Genomic DNA, 18,044 nt, shown 5'->3' on the forward strand with positions numbered 1-18,044 from the left:
TTTACTTGTAGCGGTAGACGATACGACCACGTGTGAGGTCGTATGGGCTCAGCTCCACCACTACCCGGTCCTCGGGGAGGATTCGAATGTAGTGCTGACGCATCTTCCCAGAGATGTGTGCGAGAACGACGTGCTTGTTGGTGAGCTCAACACGAAACATCGCATTGGGCAGCGCCTCAGTCACAACGCCCTCGATCTCAATGACCCCGTCCTTCTTGGCCATATCCTCCGCTAACTGTTGTTTGCCGCTGTCCTCCGGTTAGGCACCGAAAATCCAACGGACGTTTTTTGTTTGCTTGGCCCTCTTGGAACCACGACACTAAAAAGGGCGTGGCTGCACAGACAACCAACAAATAACTCTACGCCAATGGGGCCGGAAAGTTAAATCCGTCCATGGTAGCGCACGTACCGCCGCCCGTCACTCCCCTACGGTCCGGTAAGCAGGGAAGTCTCCTGCCGCCGTCGTGACACTTTCGGCGGCTTCAACACCGTCCAGGATCGCCAAACGCACGGCCTCAGCTGCGGCGCTTTGGAGCGTTATGAGCGATACCTGCCGTGCCTGCTCACTACTGCGATCAAGCCCGACGGCGCCAGTCGCCAGAGTGAAAACGGTGTCACCGTCTGCCAAAGTGTGGGACGGATCCAACGCCCGCGCGAGCCCGGCGTGCCCAGCGCTGGCGGTCCGCTTGCACTCAGCAACGTCCAGAACAGCATTCGTAGCGACAACGACGAGCGTTGTGTTGAGACCTTGGGGAGAAACGACCGGAGCAGAGGGAGACGTGCCCTGGGGGCCCGGAACCCGGCCGCGCGCGTCCAAGGGAGGAACGACCGAGCGCGCAGAGGGTTGTGGGCCCCCACTCACGGGCGCACCCAGCGCGTTGACTACTGCTATGGCACCGACGATGATCCCACCGTCGAGCGTAATCGAGGATGTTCCGACGCCACCTTTGTACTGTCCGCGCGCAATCACCGCGCCAGTGCCTGCGCCAACGTTTCCGCGCCCGACGGCGGCGTGGTCACCTGAGGCGAACGCTGCGGCGGCTGCCTGGTAACCCATGTCCGCGCCTGGTCGCGCTTTGACGTCACCACCGCGTCCGAGGTCGAAGATGGCTGCTGCCGGAACGATCGGTACGACGGTTCCGGGAACCGCAAAGCCCCTGCCCTGCTCCTCACACCAGAGCTGGGCACCAGCAGCTGAGACGAGGCCGAACGCACTGCCACCCGTCAGCACGATGGCATCGACCGTGGATACCAACGTCGTCGGATCGAGAGCATCAGTTTCATGCGTACCTGGACCTCCCCCGCGAACGTCCACCGACCCCACGGTTCCCACAGGCGGAAGGACGACGGTCACGCCACTGAGCCACCCGCCGTCGTTCTTCTGGACGTGGCCAATACGGATGCCCGGTACATCGGTGATTTGGGACGACATGAGGCCATTCTGCTCTACGTGAGCCCGGAAGCCTACGTACTTCATTAGCTTCCGGGCGGTCACGTCAGCGTGCTATTGCGCCTTCCACAATGCCGAGGCGACCAAGCGTGGCGCGCAGGGATTGGGCCGAATCGTGGATGAACCGTTCACCGTCATACGGGACGGCCCGTAGCTCGCTCAGCGGGAGTGCCTCGCCATCCTCCACGCGGGTCTGGTATTCGGCGGCCATTTCACGGATCCGGGCAACCTCCCCTTGGTCAAGATCCGGATGCACGGCCAGCCATTCGGGATCCTCCAGGCCGATTGGCAGGTGCAGGGCCGGGCCGGCGTTTTCAATGGACAGCGGAAGGTCCGGATTCGCGTCGTGCAGAATGCCCAGAACGGCATCCCAATCGATGCTGCCCTGTCCGATCGGGGCAAACACGCGCCCGAATACCCCCTCCTGGTCCCCGAGAACGAAGTCCCTGAGGTGGGTCGCCCTTGTATAGGGAGCCACCCGCCGGGCCGCGGCCACGGGATCCTCGCCGCGGACTACTACGTTGGCGGTGTCGAAGGTGACGCCCAGGACGTCCGAGCCCACGGATTCCACCAGCCGAACCACTTCGTAGCTGGTGATCTCTTCATGCGTTTCAATGTTCAGATGGACCCCGTGGTCCCTGGCCACCGGTGCAAGCAGGCGGAGGAATTTCTCGATCGCCACAAGCTGGTCCGGCCAGGGCGCGTCCGTACGGAAGCGGTCGAACACGTAGTAGCCAGGCATGCCGCGCTGGTAGTTGGCGCACGCCACCCAGAGCTCGGTTACGCCAGCGGCCTCGTGCGCAGCCTCGATCATCCTGACCATGCCACGGGTGTAGTCACCGTCGCCGAGTCTGCGGACCTGCGGGGCCTCGGCAGAAGCGTAAGGATTGACCTTGGCCAGGCCCATTTGCAGATAGAGGCCCAGCTCATCGGCACATGCACGTACTTCCTGGAGCACTGCCCGGTCAAGCGTGGGTGAAACGTCCATCACAGTACGGAAATAGACGCCTTCCATGCCCATCGCGTGGGCACGCTCGAGGATACTGACCGCAGAGTCATCGGCCTCGTGGGGAATCTTGCTTCCATCAACACCAATTCGCATTTTTTGTCCTTAATAAGTTCTGGATGTCTTCTCTTGTCCGCGTACCGGCACGGCTACCTGCAGGCCGGGCCGCTAGCGTCCCCAGTTGTAGAAAGAGAAAGTCGGCGAGTAGTCGAAGTGCTTGACCGAATCCGAGAGCACCGCCGTGAACTGCGCCCGGTAGAGGATGATGGTGGGAGAATTGGCCCGCCAGGAATCCACGAGCGCATTGATATAGGGCAACTGCGATTCAAGGTCCGGTGCCCCGTTGAGCTTTTCCATGAGTTCAGGGGTTCCGGAGATACAGATGTGCTGGTTGTTGAAGGAGCTGCCGCAGGTCATCTTCTTGCGCAGCTCATAGGCGGCCACGGCTCCGCCGGTTTCGAACAAGAGCGCCGACTGGTATTTGCCCGTGTTGAACCTGGTGGCGAAAGCCGTAGGTGTCTGCGAGTCAATGTTTACCCGCACCCCGATTTCCTCCCACGACGACTTAAGGATCGTCGCCAGCGTGGACACTCCGGGCGACGAGGGATTGATCATGAGGTCTATCTGTGGGTCCTTGAGCCCGGATTCAGCGACCAACGCCTTGGCCTTTTCTTTGTCCAAGGGCCGCGGAGCCGAGCGTTCAGCGTCGAAACCCGGAATACCGGGAACGAAGGGGCCATAGAAGCTGTCTGCATAGCCGTAGGCCACGCTTGCTTTGATCTGCTCATACGGCACCGCGTAGGTGAGTGCCTCGCGCAGTTTCGGATTGGCAGTTGTGCCCGAGGAGTTGTCCAAGGAGACGGTCACCGGCGCGAAAGCAGGGGCTGCGGTGACCCGGCAGCAATCCTCCTGACTCAGCTGGTGCACCACGTAAGGGGGCAGGCCAAGCGTTACGTCGGCCTCGCCACGGCGGGCCTGCAGCATGAGGGTGGGGATTGAAGTAATGAAGTTCACCCTGACCTCAGCTTCCTTGGCCGGTTCTCCGTAGTAGTTCGGGTTCCGGGTAAGGACGGCATAGTTGTTGGCCACGTATTCGTCCAGGACGTAAGGCCCGCTGCTGCTGGCTGTGTGTGAGGCCAACCATTGGTTGGGAACGCCCTTCTTGTCCTCGCCGTGCTCCTTGATGACCTTCGGGTCATAGATCGAACCACGGCTCTGGGCCAGTGTCACCAGGATTGCCGGATACGGTCGCGATAATTCCAGGCGTACTGTTTGCTGGTCCAGCACCACGACGTCGCTGATCAGCGGCGGGTCGGTGAGGCCGATCTGCAATCCGAGGGCACCGCAGCCGCCGATGGTGAGGTTCCGCATGATTGAGTACCGCACGGCCTCGGCGTCCAGCGGGTTGCCGTTGGCGAACTTCGCTCCAGGGTGCAGGGAGAAGGTGTAGGCCTTCCCATCCGGTGAGACCGTCCAGGACGTAGCGAGATCCCCACTCACCCGCTCGGGGTCGTTGATGGCCACGCGGGTTCCATCGGCCTGGGCCTCCTGGTCGAGCTTGACCAGTCGCGCATAGAAGTTGGTTGCAAAGCTGTTCTCATTACCCGCGCATACAAACGCAGGATCGATGTTGGTCAGGGACGCGGCCCAGTTCACGGTGAATGGCCTGTCGGCCGCGCCAGAAGGCACGCCGGGCTGCGCACAGCCGGCGAGTGCTAGCAGGCCCACGGTGGCGACTGCCGCCGTCGTTCGCCTTACGGCTGTCATCCATCTCGGGAATAGTTTCATGTCAGTTTCCTTCCATGGCGTTACCTGTTCCCGCCGCTGCGAGCGCCTTCGCCCGTCGGCGGGCACCCGGCACGGCATCCAGCAGCGCACGGGTGTAGGGATGGGTGGTGTTGTCAAAAACCTCTGCGGCGGTACCGGCTTCCACGATCTCGCCGGCGTTCATGACGGCGATGTTGTGGCTCATGAGCCGGGCAACGGCGAGGTCGTGGACGATGAAGAGGTAGGTAAGTCCGAGTTCGTCCTGCAGGTCGCTGAGGAGGTTCAGGACCTGGGCTTGAATGGAGACATCCAAGGCGCTCACAGGCTCGTCCAGCACCACAAGGTCCGGGTTGAGGACAAGGGCACGGGCGATCGCGATGCGCTGGCGTTGGCCGCCGGAAAACGCGAAGGGAAAACGCTGCGTCTGCTTGACACTGATGCCCACAAGATCCAGGACTTTGGCCACCCTTCGCGAACGTTCCGCTGAATCGGAGATGCCGTGCACTATGAGCGGCTCTTCCACCAGGTCCCCCACCGTGAATCGCGGGTCGAGGGATCCGTTGGGGTCTTGGAAAACCATCTGGATCCTGCGGCGCATCTTGCGCATTCCGGGTTTGGAGAGGGTGGTGAGATCTACGCCGTCGAATTCGATCAGGCCGCTGTCAGCGTCGGTGAGGCCCATGACGCAGGCCGCTGTCGTCGATTTGCCGCTGCCTGACTCCCCCACAAGGCCCAGAGTCTGGCCGCGGAGCAGTTCGAACGAGACGTCGTGCAGGATTTGCGTCTTGTGCCGCTTTCCAAATCCCTTGGCGTAGGACTTGTTGAGCTTTTCCACCCGAAGGAGCGTGGGTTCGTTGGCGATGCTCATGCCGGGACTCCTTCGGGATCGTTTGCGAAGTGGCAGCGGACGACTGCCCCGTTGGACAGGGTGCGGGGCTCCGGCCTTTCGATGGCGCAGCGCTTTTGGTCCCGGCCGATCGGGCACCGGGGTGCGAAGGGGCAGCCGGGTTCGTCCACCGAGAGGTCCGGCGGAGACCCTGGGATGGCAGGCAAGGCGCCGCGCCGCGCGGTGGCGGGATCGATGACGCAGTCCAGGAGGGCTTTGGAGTATGGGTGGCCGGGGGCGGCGAACAACGCTTCGGTAGTGGTGGATTCGACGAATCGTCCGGCATACATGACGTTGACGCTGTCGCAGAGTTCCTCAACGATCCCCAGATTGTGGGTGATCATCACCAAGGCATTTCCGCGCTCGTCGCAGATCTTGGCCAACAGATCCAGCACCTGCGCCTGGGTTGTTACGTCCAGGGCGGTGGTGGGTTCGTCTGCGACCACCACCGAGGGGTCATTGGCGATGGCCATGGCAATCAGGACGCGTTGCCGCATGCCCCCTGAATATTGATGCGGATAGTCGGAGATCCGGCGGTCAGGATCGCTGACGCCTACTTCGCCCAGAAGCTCACAGGCCATTTTTCGCGCGGCCTTGGATGAGACATCCTGATGAACGCGGATGGTCTCCACGAATTGGCTTCCGATGGTCTTCAGCGGATCCAGCGCCGCCATGGGGTCCTGGAACACCAAGCTGATGTCCTGGCCACGGACCTTGGAGATTGCGGCGTCATCGAGGCCCACAATTTCCTTGCCGTTGAGCTTTACGCTGCCGCCGACGACCTGGCCCGGCGGAGGCACAAGCCCCATTAGTGACATGGCCATGGCGGACTTTCCGGACCCCGATTCACCCACGATTGCAAGTCGTTGGCCTCTGCGGAGATCGAAGGAAACATCTCGGACGGCGTGTACGGTTCCCAAGGCCGTCACGAAATCCGTGCGAAGTCCACGGACGCTGAGCACGGGGTCCGGGTCAGCTTTGGATGACAGTTCAGGCGCGGGAAGGGAGAGTGCATTGCTTTGCATCAGCGTGCTCCTACTCGTGTGCGGGGATCGGCTGCGGTCATCAGGACGTCTGCCAGGAGGCTCACAACCACGTAGAGGACTGCTGCCATCAGTAGTACGGCTTGGACCACTCCAAAGTCTTTTTGGATGATGGCGTCCGCAGTCATGGACCCGATGCCCGGCCAGCCGAACACTTTCTCCACCAGCAGGCTTCCTGCGAGGAGGTCTGCGAAGAGGAGCGACGCCGCTGGCAGCAGGGAAAGGAGGCCGTGGGGTGCCACGTGCCGGTTGTACACCGGGAACCGGCGGAGACCGTGGCTCTGGGATACGGCCACGAAGGTTTCCCGCAAGGTGCCCCGCAACTGGTTGCGGTAGAGCCTGCTGAGGAAGGCGAAGGGACCGAGCGCCACGATTGTCGCAGGCAGGATCAGGTGCCAGGCTGCGTTGGCGAAGGTTCCCCATTGTCCGGCCAGCAGGGCATCGATGGTGAACATTCCAGTAACGTTTGGAGGTTTGAGCATTCCTGGAGATAGCCGTCCTTCAGGTCCGGGAAAGATGCCCAGCTGGATCGAGAAAATCATGAGGGCCAGCAACGCAATCCAGAAGGGCGGCGAACCCATGGCCAGGGAGGAGGCAAAGCGGACGAGCTGATCGGGCCACCGGCGCCTGGAGTACACCGCGAAACTTGCCGCGAGCACCGCGGCGACGATCGCAATAATGACTGACAACAGACCAAGCTCCAGCGTTGCGGGGAGCCGCTGGCTCAGGAGTGTGCCCACGCTGTTTCCGGTGCTGTATGAGAAGCCGAAGTCGCCGCGGAGCAAGGAGCCCATGTAGTTTCCGTATTGGACCACCAGGTTTTCATCCAGGCCCATGGATTTTCGCAGGGCTGCAATGGTTTCTTCGGTTGCGGTGTCACCGGCAATGGCACGTGCGGGGTCGCCCGGAACTTTGCGGAGCAGTATGAAGGTGAAAATCGAAGCGCCGAAGACGGTGGCGAGTGCCACGCCGAGGCGTTTGAGGAGTGCGTTGATCATTGGAGCCTCACTTCGCCTGGATGAATTCGCCGCGGGGATCCAGGACTTCACGGGCCCTGTCCGCGATGACTGTGGTGAGGGTGACTGCAATCAGCAGCCCCAAGCCCGGGAACCCGGCGATCCACCACTGCCCCGTCAGGAAGAACTGCTGGCCTTCGGTGATCATTTCGCCCCATTCTGCGGTGGGCGGCTGGGCCCCCAGCCCGAGGTACCCAAGAGCTGCCAAGGACAGCACGGCGGCCCCGAACACGGCTGCCATTTGCAGGATCATGATGGGTATCAGGTGGGGCAGCACATGCCGGAACAACACCCTGGCCGGGTGGGCGCCGATCGCCATGGTGGAACGGATGAAGTCCTGCCCATAGAGGCGCATCACTTCGCCCCGGAGGGTTCGCATGTACCACGGGAAGGAGTGCAGCGAGAGCCCAATGACCGCCGCAGTAACACCGGGTTTGAGTGCCATCGCAATGGCCATGGCTAGCAAGAGCGCCGGGAAGCAGAGGATGGAATTGGTGAGCCAGGTGAAGACCGTGTCCACCCAGCCGCGCATTGAACCGGCCAGGAGCGCGGTCACGCAACCCACCATTGCACCGATCACGGCAATTGCAAGTCCGGCGAGGATCGAGGTCTGACCACCGGCCAGGAAACGGGCCAGCACGTCACGGCCCGTGTCATCGGTACCCATGGGGTGGGCGAAACTCGGGGCTTGGAGGACCGCACCGAGGTTGATGGCATCGGCCTGGAGCCGCCAAAGCAGCGGACCAAGCAGCGTCACTACAACAAGGGCGGCCAAGAGGGACAGGGTGAGGGTGAGCTTCCGATCGCGCTTGAGGAAGCTTCTGAAAGGTCGGCGCCTGGGCGCTGCAATAACCTGCGGGGCGACTATCGCTGTCATGAGAGTCCTTCCTCTCCGGAAAGGATCGCGGCCGGAGACGCAATGCCGGCACCGATCGATGTGAGGATTTGCCGCAACGTTGCGGCGCTGATGAGCAATTGCTGGCGGCGCTCGGCGGGCGTAGGGTCCTCGTCCCAATCGGCAAGCGCTGGGATGTCCCCCCGTGCCACACCGTCGTGCGTTAGCATGCCTAGCCGGGCCAACTGTCCGACCCCTTCGGCGTCAAGGTGGGGCTCATGGCGGAACCATGAACGGTCGAAAATTGGTGTGTCGAACTTTCCACGATGCTGTTCCACGGTGAAATCGCGCACTCCGGCGGCCAGTAGGCTTCCAAGCAGCTCTTTCCAGTCCAGGACGCCTCCGCCTACGGCGCGCAGCCGGCGGCGGTACCCATGCGGGACCTGGAAAAGAACAACATCTTCGAGATGGGTCATCCGGATGGAGGGTCCCAGGGCTCTGGCCACTTCGTGAGGGTCTTCCGCACGCACCACGAGGTTCGCCACATCAAGTCCGATGCTGAAGACGGCCGGGTCCAGGCTCTCCACCAAGGACAGGACCTCCGTTGAGGCGAGGTCCTCGTGGGTCTTCACGTTGACCCGCACGTTGTGGTCCCGGGCCTGTTCTGCCAGGGACTGGAGGTTTGCCCGAATCATCCGGAGCTGTGCAGGGTGGTCAAGAAAGCGGCCCTGATCCGCCATGCCCTCCCGCACCGACCGCGTGTACACGAAGAACTCCTTGAGGCCGAGTTCCAGACCACGTGCCAAGGACTTGCTCAGTTCGCGTCGGATCGCTGCTGGTTCGCCCACAGGACCGGCGCATCCGAGTCCGAGTTGGAGTTCGACGCCGGCGCGCCCGGCTTCCGCCGCTACCTCGTCCAAGGAGTCCGGCATCTCGCCCGAAAGTTCCGCGGTGATGTTGTTGAGCACGACGAGTGTGAAGCCGTCCTCAATCGCCTGCCGCAGGGAAGCAAGCAGTGGGAGCTCCTCCATTCCCGGGTAGCGCGTGAACTGGACACCGAGGCGGACGCCTCGGAAATCGTCGTCTTGTAAAGACCTCAAGCCATGGGTTTGTTGTGTGATCTGGGTCATGCTCAACAAGGTACACTCGTAAGACGTCTTACGAAAGGGTGGATTTTGGAACTTCGATGTGAGACGCTTCGTGGACGTAGGAAAACTGAGGGGGCACCATGGCGGTGAACGGCAAACGCAGTGTGGTCGACGAAGCAATCGATGACATCCGTCATCGGATTCGCCAGGGCGAATGGGGTCTGGGCGACCGGATTCCGCCCGAACCCGAGCTCGGCAGGGCTTTGGGGCTGAGCCGCGCTCCCTTGCGCGAAGCTCTCCGTGCGCTGGTGCACGCCGGGCTCCTCGTGACCCGGCAAGGCGACGGGACCTTCGTTGCAGCAGTCGATGAACAGGAGATCGCCCTTCGAAAAGGCTTCCAGGACGCGGACCCTTTCGAGGCGGTCGAGGTCCGGCGAAGCCTGGACGTGCCGGCCGCTGCTTTGGCCGCGCAACGCCGGGACCAGGCAGACCTGGACAAGCTCCAGGACGCCCTTGACCGCCGTCGTGCTGCCGCCGAATCACGGGACGATGACGGCTTCCGGGAGGCCGACATCGACTTCCACCGTGCTGTGGTTGATGCCGCACACAACCAACTCCTGGCTGGCATCTACGGTTCGCTGGCCGCCAGCATCGACGGTTCCTGGACCTCCCCCGCAGGCTTGGACCGTGCCGCAAGCACAGGACATGACCATCACGACGACCTCTTCGAAGCCATCCGCGATGGCTCAGTGCAAGACGCGATGCTCGTGGCCGGGACCATCCTGGACAACCAGGCGTCCGATCTGGAGAACAAGTGATCACACGCGTCAAGGCGGCGTTCGTGATCGGCTACGCGGACGGCGACCACTGCATCATGCCTGATGCCGAACTGGTCCACGACGACGGAACCATCCTGTTCGTGGGCCGGGACTACGACGGGCGTGTGGACGTTGAGATTAACGCCGGGCAAGCCGTTGTGTCCCCTGGTTTCATCGACCTCAACGCGCTGGCGGACATCGACCACGCAATCTTCGATTCCTGGCCGGATGCCTCCCGCCGCCTGGGTCTGATGTGGTCTGAGGAATACCTTAAGGACCACGGAGCCGTCTTTACCCGGGAGCAAGCACGTTTCCGACGCGAATTCGCTCTATCCCAACTGGTCCGCAACGGCATCACCACCCTTATGCCCATCGCCTCGGAGAGCTATCACGAATGGTGCGAGGACTACCAGGACATGGCGGACACAGCCGGGGCTGTGGAGGCGATTGGCCTCCGCGCCTACTTGGGCCCGAGCTACCGCACAGCCGTCCCCTACACGGATGGCAGCAATGCGCTGCTCCACGAGGACGAACGGCGCGGCCTGGACGGACTTGAGGATGCCATCCGCTTCGCCCAGGATTTCGAAGGACGTGCCGGCGGGCTGATCAACACGGCTTTGCTTCCTTCGCGCATAGAGACCCAGACCGAACAAACATTGCGCCTGACCCGCAAGGCAGCGGACGAACTGGGTATTCCGGTCCGCCTGCACGCCGCACAGGGGCTTTTCGAAATAGAAACCATGATTGCCCGCACCGGCAAGCGTTCCCTGCCCTACCTCGCGGATCTGGGCTTCCTCAGCGGGAAGACCTTCATTCCCCATGCATGGACGGTTCCGGGGCATCCACTCATGCCCGAGGCCTTCGGCACCGGGGATGACCTCCAACTGCTCGCGGAATCCGGCGCGAGTGTCCTGCTGTGTCCCATTCCGATGGCCCACTATGGCGGCATGCTGGACAACTATGACTCTTACCGCGAAAGGGGCATCCGGGTAGTGCTGGGGACGGACTCCGCCCCGCCAAACATGATCCGCGCCATGGATCTGGCCATGGGTATGACCAAGTCGGTCACGGGCGACCGCACAAGCGCCCAGGCTGCGGATCTCTTCCGATCAGCCACCCTGGACCCGGCAGAAGCGCTGGGGCGTACGGATCTCGGCCGTCTGGCGGCTGGAGCCCAGGCAGACTACTTTGTTCTGGATCTGGCTGGCCAGCACATCGGACCGTATGGCGACCCCATCCGCACCATGGTGATGAACGCCGATGGCCGTGACATCTCGCGCGTCGTGGTGGCCGGCCGCACCATCGTCGAGGATGGTGAAGTAGTCACCGTCGACACCACCGGTTACCGTGCGCGCGCACAGGAATTCCTGGACCAATACATCGCTTCACTGAGCGTCTCGGACCATGCCAAGCGGCCAACGCACCAACTGCTCCCACCCAGTTTCCCATTGCTCTGAGCCGGCGCAGCACGCCGACCGGGAGCCGGCCCGCCCGGTTACGGGATCGGGACGGGCACGACGCCGAGCGGCGCCAACTGCTCGGCGCCTCCGTCCGGGGCGGACAGGACCCAGATGCCCTTTTCGTGCACGGCCACCGAGTGTTCCCACTGGCAGGAGCGCTTGCCGTCGGTGGTGACAACAGTCCAGTCATCATCCAGGGTGGCAGTCTCGATGCCACCGCGCACCAGCATGGGTTCAATGGCGAGGCACAGTCCCGGGCGGATCTTCGGGCCGCGGTGATTGGTGCGGTAATTCAGGACGTCGGGGGCCATATGCATTTCCGAACCGATGCCGTGGCCCACATAGTCTTCCAGGATGCCCAAGGGCTTGCCGGGGACGGAAGAAACGTAGTCATCAATCGCATTGCCGATGTCGCCGACGAACTTGCCCTTGGCCAGCGCGGCAATCCCTCGCCACATGGCGGTCTCAGTGACATCCGAGAGGCGCTGGTCCTCAGGGTCTGCCGTGCCAACGATGACAGTGCGGGCGGAGTCCGAGTGCCATCCGTCCACGATGCAGCCGCCGTCGATGGAAATAATGTCGCCATCGTTGAGGACACGGTTTCCTGGGATGCCGTGGACCACTTCCTCGTTCACTGACGTGCAGATGGTGGCGGGAAAGCCGTGGTAACCAAGGAAGTTTGACTTGGCCCCGGCGTCATTCAGGACTGCCGCGAAAACGTCGTCGAGGTCCTTGGTGGTGACGCCTGCCTTGGCCGCCGCAACGGCAGCGTCAAGGGCACGGCTGAGGACCAATCCGGCCTCGTGCATCTTGCGCATTTGCTCGTTGGTTTTGTACTCGATGCGGGGCTGACCGAACGCCATGTTCTCCTCTGGATGGTTTGCTGTAGGAGCCCATCAGGCCCCGTGCTCCAACCATTTTCCCGCATCGGAGAGCGTGGTCGAAATTGGTTCGATTCCCAGCTCTTCCCGGAGCCGGTCCAAACGGTAGGTTCTGTCCCGTCCGAGCTGGCTGACGGCGTAGCGCGTGAGGCGTGGTGCCCGGCCGGAAACGCGGGCAACGGCTTCGGAAATGCCGGCAAGTGCCATGGCGGCAGGCTCCGGAATGTACCTGATACCCGCCCCGGCGTGGCCAGTAACAGCAAGTACCTTCCTCAACACGGTCCCAAGCTCCACAGGCTCCGCGTCGGCCACGTTGATGGCTCCTCGGGCATCGGACTGGCAAGCTGCCAGCGCTGCCTCTGTCAGGTTGTCAACATGCGTGAGCTGATGACGAATACCGGTATGGCCCACGGTGAGGAGCCGTCCGTGGCGTACGTTGCTGATCAGGCGCGGCATCAGCGTCCGATCGCCCGGTCCATAAACTCCGTGTGGCCGAAGAACCACGGCATTGCGATGCCGTCGGGCCTCCACGTCGGCGAGCGCCTTGCTGCTTGCGTAGGCGTTGAGGTGGCGCACAGCCACCTCAACTTCCCCGCGGTTGGTACAGGGCTCCCACCACGGGTAGACGCTTGAACTGGAAATGTGCACCAGCCGAGTTGTTGGGTAGGCCTCAACCACGGCACGGGTACCCAGCACATTCGTGCGGTAGAACATGCGGGCGGCGCCCCAGTCCGCCACGTGGGCGGCGGCATGGACCACCGCGTCCACGGCCGGCATTCGGCCAGGCGGCACACCCGTTAGGTCCCAATACGTCAGCCCAGGGCCTTGGCGCCGTGCGAAACGAACAACGTCCCACCCCTTAGCCTCGGCGGCAGCGGCGACTGCTCCCCCTATGAAGCCAGTGGCCCCGGTAACCGCGATTTTCACTGCGCCGCGGCCTTCACAGCGCTACGCCTTTATCAGCGGACTTGCGGGCAAATTCGCGTCGAAGCGCTTCCCGGTCCGGCTTCTTGTGGCGTCCGCCGACAGGGATGGCATCCAGGATTTCGATGTGGTCGGGGAGAGCGGATTCGTCAATCATCTCCGGGAGGACCTTGGTTAGTTTTGCTTTCAGCCCTCCGTCCGCCCCTGGGTTCCCCTGTGCAGCCACGACGGCCAGCCACACAGCTTCATCACCGATCCCGTCGGGCACCCCGACCATGACGGCCTGCTGAACTCCTGGCACGGAAGTGATCAGCGGTTCATACAGTGCAGGGTAGATGTTGGTTTTGCCCCGGATGATCATGTCCTTCTTGCGCCCGATCATCACCAAGCGCGCGGGACCGGTTCCGGGGCCTGCCGTACCGTGGTCCAGCCGCACCAGGTCTCCGGTGGCGTGCTCAATCATGGCTTCCTCACCCAGATATCCGTGACACATGTTCGGTCCCCGGGCGTACAGTTCGTGGTCCTCCCCTACCCGGATGCCGACGGCGGGCAGTGGCTCTCCGAGGAAATCGCCTTCGCCACTTCCATCCGGCGACGTAAATTCGGCATCAGCGCCGGACGCAAAGGCCAGCTTCTCCGTGCCATCGGCGACGGCAATCGGCAGCAACTCCGTCATGCCGTAGATGAGTTCGAACTCGACGCCGGGAAGCAGTGCCGTTGCCCGTTTCAGGAAGGGAGCAAGCACCGGCGCGGCCCCAAGCATTACTGTCCGCAGTGTTGCGGGGAGCGTGACGCTGCCATCCTCGACCGCATCCAGGATGGGCGCCAACTGGGACGGCACAAGGAAAAGGTGCGTCGCGCCGTCGTACGAGTCCTCTTTGCCAGCCACCGGCCCAAGCTCGCGTGCCAAGCGAAGGGGGTCGATGTGCGCTGAGAAGCCATAGCCGGGCATGGTCCAGTGCGCGCCGGCGATGAGTGCCGGCAAGCCCATCATGAGCTGCTCGGAGTGGATGCGATCGCCCTCGCCAAAGGTACAGCGCTGGCTGAGCTGCTCGAATCCTGCCCCAAGCGAACGCCGGGTGTGTACTACGCCCTTCGGCGCACCGGTGGTCCCTGACGTAAAAATGATCACTGCTTCCTGCCCGGAGGAAGCGCCCGCGGAGGGCGGAACGATATCTCTGGGAAGCGACGGACTGGCGAGTCGCTTCACCGGGGTCGCGCCTCGGGGAACACCGGGGAGCCAGAGGCCGGAATAGTAGTGCCGGACGTCCATGGCACCATAATCCGGCAGCAGCAATCCCCTCCGCCGGGCCAGAGGCAGCAGTGGGCTCCGCGTACTGAGGGCGTACAGAAGGGACTCAGAGGCAGCCCACCTCGGGGCAGCCAGCCTGGCCCGGTCATGGAAAAGCGACGGTCCGATTCCTGGATCGATGAACACTACGGAACCACCGGCGCGGACGGCCCCCAGGGCCAGGATGAACGCTGCCGGGCTGGGGCGGACCGAGAAGAGCATCCGTTCACCGGCACCAAAACCGTCATCATGGAGGTGCCGGGCCGTAGCATCTATGCCTTTGACCAATTCGCGGTAAGTGATGCTCCGTCCTGGTCGGAGCCGGCCGGGACGCCGTAGTCGCCCTGGAACATGGTTCCAGAGGGAAAATCTGCCAGGCGCCGTGATCGCGGGGCTCTCTGGCACGCGCCCGGCTGCGGCGTAGACGGCTTCGATAAGATCGGTGCCGGACGAAGTACCTTCCCACAATGCGTCATCAGGCATTGACCAGCTCCAACTTTCTGTATCCGGGAATCAGCACACCTTTGCTCACTTGCCGGGACGAGACGAGCCACGGGTGCCGGGCATACCTGTCCAGGAGCAAAGACAGCGTCGCATTGATCTCGGCCATGGCCAACGGCATGCCGATGCAAAAGTGCGGACCCGCACCGAACCACAGCTGACGCGCCTGCGGCGGGGTGGGAATCCCGGGTTCGAATCTGCCCAGGCTCTTGGAGGCGTGAACAGTCGATAGCAAAAGACGGTCCCCCGCTCGGATAGCGACTCCGCCAAGGGTGCAAGGAGAAAGAGCATCCCTCAGCATCATCGGGGACGGCACGGTGAACCGTAATGCCTCGTTCACGGCCGAGGCAACACCGGAGCGATCCTCAACCAGACCCGCAAGGCGTCCACTGTCAGCGAGCAGGGCAATCAGCCGCGGAACGAAGGACACCAGCGTCTCAGTTCCCACCATCACAAATGCGCTGATGATGCCCATGGCCTCCTCCTCGGTCATGCCGAGTGCGCGCAGCCTGCCTGGAAACGTTTGGGGGTCGCTCTTCCGGTACGCTTCCCGCGCCGGTCCTGCCAAAACCCCGACGGCGGATCTTCCCTTGGCGATCTGCCTCACCGTCAGCGTGGGGCGCCCCAGGCGGACGAGGGAAGAGATGGAAGACCCTAAATTGAAGAGTTCCCTATTGGGCAACCGGCCTGGTGCATCATCCGGCACGCCCAGCAGCCTGGAGATGACTCCCCCGGCAAGTTCCTTGACGCAGTCCACCAGATCCACGTGCCCACCTGCGTCCAGTCCGTGGTGTAAGCGGTCATGAAGCGACGCAGCCGCCGGCTCGACAATCGCCGCCACCGAGCCTGGAGTGAAGAGGTCGGCGAGCTTGCGCCGCAGCTCCCTGTGCTCCGTGCCGTCCATGTTCACCAACGCCTTTGGTCCCACTACGGGAGTCCAGAGCGCACCTGAACCCGACGGACCATTCTTGATGAACCGCTGGGTATCCATGAGAACGTCACGCACCAGTGCGGCTTCGCTGACAAGGATTCCCAGACCGGGCAAACGCATCACCGGCCGCATGCTGCCCAGCCCACGAATCGCCGGGTAGAGCAATGGATGCGCCCCCAGTTGAACACGCTGTTCCCAGCGTTCGGCCTTGCTCATGAGGCCGCTGGATATCCTGCCGCTGGGCTTTCTTCCGTTGGTTATCACGGCGTCACCGGATGTCCACGTGCTCTGGCCGGTACCGGTGGTCCGCATACCAAGCCAGGGTGTTCTTCAAACCCCAGGCTTTGACCCGCCGTGAGGAGCCGTACACCACAACATCCCGGCGCAGCGCGTAATTGCGGGTCAGCTTTCGCACGCGGTTGGACAGTGCGCGGTCTTCATGGAGGTCTTCTATGCTGGTCCTCGGGAACCCACCTGAACGGTGATACATATCTGCCGTGATCGCCATATTGCACCCTGGAAGCATCTGATAACGGCCCAGATATCCGTCACCTTTGTTGCCGGGGCGAATACGGCCGAAGAAGGATGCGATCTCAACTGCCAGGAGCATCATCCTCCGCTCCCCCGCACTGATGCCTTCATCCTTACGGGGCACAAGCTGGCCGGCGATGAGTTCCAGGCCGTCGTTGAAGGCCTGGACAATCCTCGCGGTCCAATCCGGCGCAGCGAGGCAATCGGCATCCGTTCGGGCCAGCCACCTCGCGCCGTGGTCCACACCGAAGCGCATGCCGGTATCCGCGGCCGCGCCCGTCCCCTTCTCGGCTTCATGGACAAGCCTGATGTCCATAGTGGGATGGGCTGCGGCGAACTCTGCCACGATCGAACAGCTGGAGTCCGTGGATCCGTTGTCTACAACCACCACCGTGAAGTCCGGGTGCTCCTGGGCTGCAAGAGAGTCCAACGTCTGCCGGACAAGCTTCTCTTCGTTCAGCATGGGCAGGGCGATGGACAGCGGCCGGGTACGGGCCGTGCTTCCGGGATGGTGTTCCGGCGTCACAGCCGCACCACCGCCATACCCAGGCTCACGCCGCCGGCGAGTCCCACCAATGCCACCAGATCTCCCGGACCGCAGCGTCCACTGTCCACGGCGAGTTTCAATTGCAGGGGCAGGCTAACTGAGGCCAAATTTCCGAAGTCCTCTACCGAAGGAACCAGCAACTCACGCGGAACACCGGCCCGTTCCGCAAAGACCTCCCGGTACGGTGCACTCACCTGGTGCACGCAAACCACGGCGAAGTCCGTCCACTGCAGACCCAGGCCGTCCAAAGTTTCGTCCAGGACGCCGCAGCCCAAATCCAGAAAAGCGTCCTTGAGCTTCTCACCGTCCATGGTGAAATAGGTAGCTTCCGGATCGCGCGGATAAGCAGATCCACCTGCAGCCAAGGTGCCGACAGACCAGTGGCTGCTGCGGGCAGTGAAGCCCATACCAAGAATGCCTGCCGGCCCCGCCTCCAGTCCGTTCGACGCCATTGCCGCCGGACCCGCGGGTTCAAGCAACACTGCCGCTCCGCCGTCGCTCATGGTGTACCCGGGAAAGCTTGACGCGAAAGTGCCAAAGTCCGGAACCCTCCAACGGACCGCCCGCGACGGCGACTCCCCCGTGACCACCAGGACCCTGGCATACCGTCTCGTGGCAATCAGGGCATCGCCCACTTCCAGGCCGTTCAGGAAACTGTTGCACGCATTCTTCACATCCATCACAGGGCAGCAAAGTCCGAGTTTGGCGGCGGCCATGTGGCCCGTAGCCGGTTCCACCATGTCCTGGCTGGCGGACGCGAAGATGAGGAGGTCTATGTCCGGGGCCTGCAGGCCACATTCAGCAAGGAGCTTCGCCGCAGCATTGGCCGCAAGGTCCGATGCTTGCTCGGAGTCTGCCATGACGCTCCGGGAGCGGATCCCGGTAACACGGGAGATCAAGCCCTTGGGTACCCGGAACCCCGGACTCGACTCACCAATACGGCGTTCGACGGCGGAAGTCTCCAGGCGCGCAGGTGGAAGGTAAACCTCCAAACCCGCAATCCTGCTGTGTCCGGAAAGAGCTGTTTGCATGCGGTTCCCCCAAAAACTGCCGCGAAACGAAAAGGGTG

Annotated in this window: 17 protein-coding genes; 2 read left to right on the forward strand and 15 right to left on the reverse strand. The window is 62.8% G+C overall.

Annotated features, from left to right (window positions below; genetic code table 11):
* Position 1: 1 nt before the first annotated feature.
* From infA to AC6I99_RS15780, 9 genes are all read right to left on the reverse strand, one after another.
* A complete protein-coding gene (gene infA / locus AC6I99_RS15740; RefSeq protein WP_011775571.1) occupies positions 2-223 on the reverse strand; it encodes a translation initiation factor IF-1 in 222 nt (73 codons plus the stop codon).
* Positions 224-418: 195 nt separating this feature from the next.
* Positions 419-1,432: a P1 family peptidase gene (locus tag AC6I99_RS15745; protein ID WP_497944698.1), complete on the reverse strand. Its 1,014-nt coding sequence runs from the start codon at positions 1,430-1,432 to the stop codon at positions 419-421.
* Positions 1,433-1,496: 64 nt separating this feature from the next.
* On the reverse strand, positions 1,497-2,552 hold the full coding sequence (locus AC6I99_RS15750; protein ID WP_497944697.1) for a sugar phosphate isomerase/epimerase family protein: 1,056 nt from the start codon (positions 2,550-2,552) through the stop codon (positions 1,497-1,499).
* 72 nt (positions 2,553-2,624) lie between these two features.
* Entirely contained in the window at positions 2,625-4,244 is a 1,620-nt protein-coding gene (locus AC6I99_RS15755; RefSeq protein WP_497944696.1) for an ABC transporter substrate-binding protein, read from the reverse strand.
* 1 nt (position 4,245) lies between these two features.
* A complete protein-coding gene (locus AC6I99_RS15760) occupies positions 4,246-5,091 on the reverse strand; it encodes an ATP-binding cassette domain-containing protein (RefSeq protein WP_497944695.1) in 846 nt (281 codons plus the stop codon).
* Positions 5,088-6,134, reverse strand: coding sequence for an ABC transporter ATP-binding protein (locus tag AC6I99_RS15765; protein ID WP_497944694.1), 1,047 nt, complete (start codon positions 6,132-6,134; stop codon positions 5,088-5,090). The genes AC6I99_RS15760 and AC6I99_RS15765 overlap by 4 nt, the downstream gene beginning before the upstream one ends.
* A complete protein-coding gene (locus tag AC6I99_RS15770) occupies positions 6,134-7,150 on the reverse strand; it encodes an ABC transporter permease (RefSeq protein ID WP_497944693.1) in 1,017 nt (338 codons plus the stop codon). The genes AC6I99_RS15765 and AC6I99_RS15770 overlap by 1 nt, the downstream gene beginning before the upstream one ends.
* A gap of 7 nt (positions 7,151-7,157) precedes the next feature.
* Complete coding sequence (locus AC6I99_RS15775) at positions 7,158-8,045, reverse strand: ABC transporter permease (RefSeq protein WP_497944692.1); 888 nt, start codon at positions 8,043-8,045, stop codon at positions 7,158-7,160.
* Positions 8,042-9,133: a sugar phosphate isomerase/epimerase family protein gene (locus tag AC6I99_RS15780; RefSeq protein ID WP_497944691.1), complete on the reverse strand. Its 1,092-nt coding sequence runs from the start codon at positions 9,131-9,133 to the stop codon at positions 8,042-8,044. Before AC6I99_RS15780 ends, AC6I99_RS15775 begins: the two co-directional genes overlap by 4 nt.
* A 98-nt stretch (positions 9,134-9,231) precedes the next feature.
* On the opposite strand from AC6I99_RS15780, the gene AC6I99_RS15785 reads away from it, so the two are divergent.
* Positions 9,232-9,909, forward strand: a complete 678-nt coding sequence (locus AC6I99_RS15785) for a FadR/GntR family transcriptional regulator (protein ID WP_497944690.1) — start codon at positions 9,232-9,234, stop codon at positions 9,907-9,909.
* The gene (locus AC6I99_RS15790) at positions 9,906-11,366 is read left to right on the forward strand and encodes a chlorohydrolase family protein (protein ID WP_497944689.1); all 1,461 of its coding nucleotides are present in this window, start codon (positions 9,906-9,908) and stop codon (positions 11,364-11,366) included. The genes AC6I99_RS15785 and AC6I99_RS15790 overlap by 4 nt, the downstream gene beginning before the upstream one ends.
* A 38-nt stretch (positions 11,367-11,404) precedes the next feature.
* Here the strand turns inward: AC6I99_RS15790 and map are convergent, their stop codons facing one another.
* The 6 genes from map to AC6I99_RS15820 are packed head-to-tail and all read right to left on the reverse strand — an operon-like array spanning position 11,405 to position 18,006.
* Positions 11,405-12,232: a type I methionyl aminopeptidase gene (gene map / locus AC6I99_RS15795; protein ID WP_497944688.1), complete on the reverse strand. Its 828-nt coding sequence runs from the start codon at positions 12,230-12,232 to the stop codon at positions 11,405-11,407.
* Between the two features lie 33 nt (positions 12,233-12,265).
* Positions 12,266-13,177 carry an NAD-dependent epimerase/dehydratase family protein gene (locus AC6I99_RS15800; RefSeq protein WP_497944687.1) on the reverse strand — a complete coding sequence of 304 codons (912 nt, stop codon included), beginning with the start codon at positions 13,175-13,177 and terminating at the stop codon, positions 12,266-12,268.
* Positions 13,178-13,190: 13 nt separating this feature from the next.
* Positions 13,191-14,948 (reverse strand): class I adenylate-forming enzyme family protein, encoded by a 1,758-nt coding sequence (locus AC6I99_RS15805; protein WP_497944686.1) that lies wholly within the window; start codon positions 14,946-14,948, stop codon positions 13,191-13,193.
* Positions 14,941-16,113: a cytochrome P450 gene (locus AC6I99_RS15810; RefSeq protein WP_497944685.1), complete on the reverse strand. Its 1,173-nt coding sequence runs from the start codon at positions 16,111-16,113 to the stop codon at positions 14,941-14,943. The genes AC6I99_RS15805 and AC6I99_RS15810 overlap by 8 nt, the downstream gene beginning before the upstream one ends.
* A 52-nt stretch (positions 16,114-16,165) precedes the next feature.
* A complete protein-coding gene (locus tag AC6I99_RS15815) occupies positions 16,166-16,954 on the reverse strand; it encodes a glycosyltransferase family 2 protein (RefSeq protein ID WP_497961255.1) in 789 nt (262 codons plus the stop codon).
* Positions 16,951-18,006, reverse strand: a complete 1,056-nt coding sequence (locus tag AC6I99_RS15820) for a 3-oxoacyl-ACP synthase III family protein (RefSeq protein WP_497961256.1) — start codon at positions 18,004-18,006, stop codon at positions 16,951-16,953. Before AC6I99_RS15820 ends, AC6I99_RS15815 begins: the two co-directional genes overlap by 4 nt.
* Between the last annotated feature and the right edge of the window lie 38 nt (positions 18,007-18,044).

It is taken from the genome of Arthrobacter sp. TmtSoilC77 (assembly GCF_059739415.1).

Coding starts and splice junctions, on each gene's coding strand:
- AC6I99_RS15745 (WP_497944698.1), bottom strand. CDS start 1,432: ATGTCGTCCCAAATCACCGATGTACCGGGCATCCGTATTGGCCACGTC.
- map (WP_497944688.1), bottom strand. CDS start 12,232: ATGGCGTTCGGTCAGCCCCGCATCGAGTACAAAACCAACGAGCAAATG.
- infA (WP_011775571.1), bottom strand. CDS start 223: ATGGCCAAGAAGGACGGGGTCATTGAGATCGAGGGCGTTGTGACTGAG.
- AC6I99_RS15820 (WP_497961256.1), bottom strand. CDS start 18,006: ATGCAAACAGCTCTTTCCGGACACAGCAGGATTGCGGGTTTGGAGGTT.
- AC6I99_RS15780 (WP_497944691.1), bottom strand. CDS start 9,133: ATGACCCAGATCACACAACAAACCCATGGCTTGAGGTCTTTACAAGAC.
- AC6I99_RS15805 (WP_497944686.1), bottom strand. CDS start 14,948: ATGCCTGATGACGCATTGTGGGAAGGTACTTCGTCCGGCACCGATCTT.
- AC6I99_RS15765 (WP_497944694.1), bottom strand. CDS start 6,134: ATGCAAAGCAATGCACTCTCCCTTCCCGCGCCTGAACTGTCATCCAAA.
- AC6I99_RS15750 (WP_497944697.1), bottom strand. CDS start 2,552: ATGCGAATTGGTGTTGATGGAAGCAAGATTCCCCACGAGGCCGATGAC.
- AC6I99_RS15760 (WP_497944695.1), bottom strand. CDS start 5,091: ATGAGCATCGCCAACGAACCCACGCTCCTTCGGGTGGAAAAGCTCAAC.
- AC6I99_RS15810 (WP_497944685.1), bottom strand. CDS start 16,113: ATGAGCAAGGCCGAACGCTGGGAACAGCGTGTTCAACTGGGGGCGCAT.
- AC6I99_RS15755 (WP_497944696.1), bottom strand. CDS start 4,244: ATGAAACTATTCCCGAGATGGATGACAGCCGTAAGGCGAACGACGGCG.
- AC6I99_RS15785 (WP_497944690.1), top strand. CDS start 9,232: ATGGCGGTGAACGGCAAACGCAGTGTGGTCGACGAAGCAATCGATGAC.
- AC6I99_RS15770 (WP_497944693.1), bottom strand. CDS start 7,150: ATGATCAACGCACTCCTCAAACGCCTCGGCGTGGCACTCGCCACCGTC.
- AC6I99_RS15775 (WP_497944692.1), bottom strand. CDS start 8,045: ATGACAGCGATAGTCGCCCCGCAGGTTATTGCAGCGCCCAGGCGCCGA.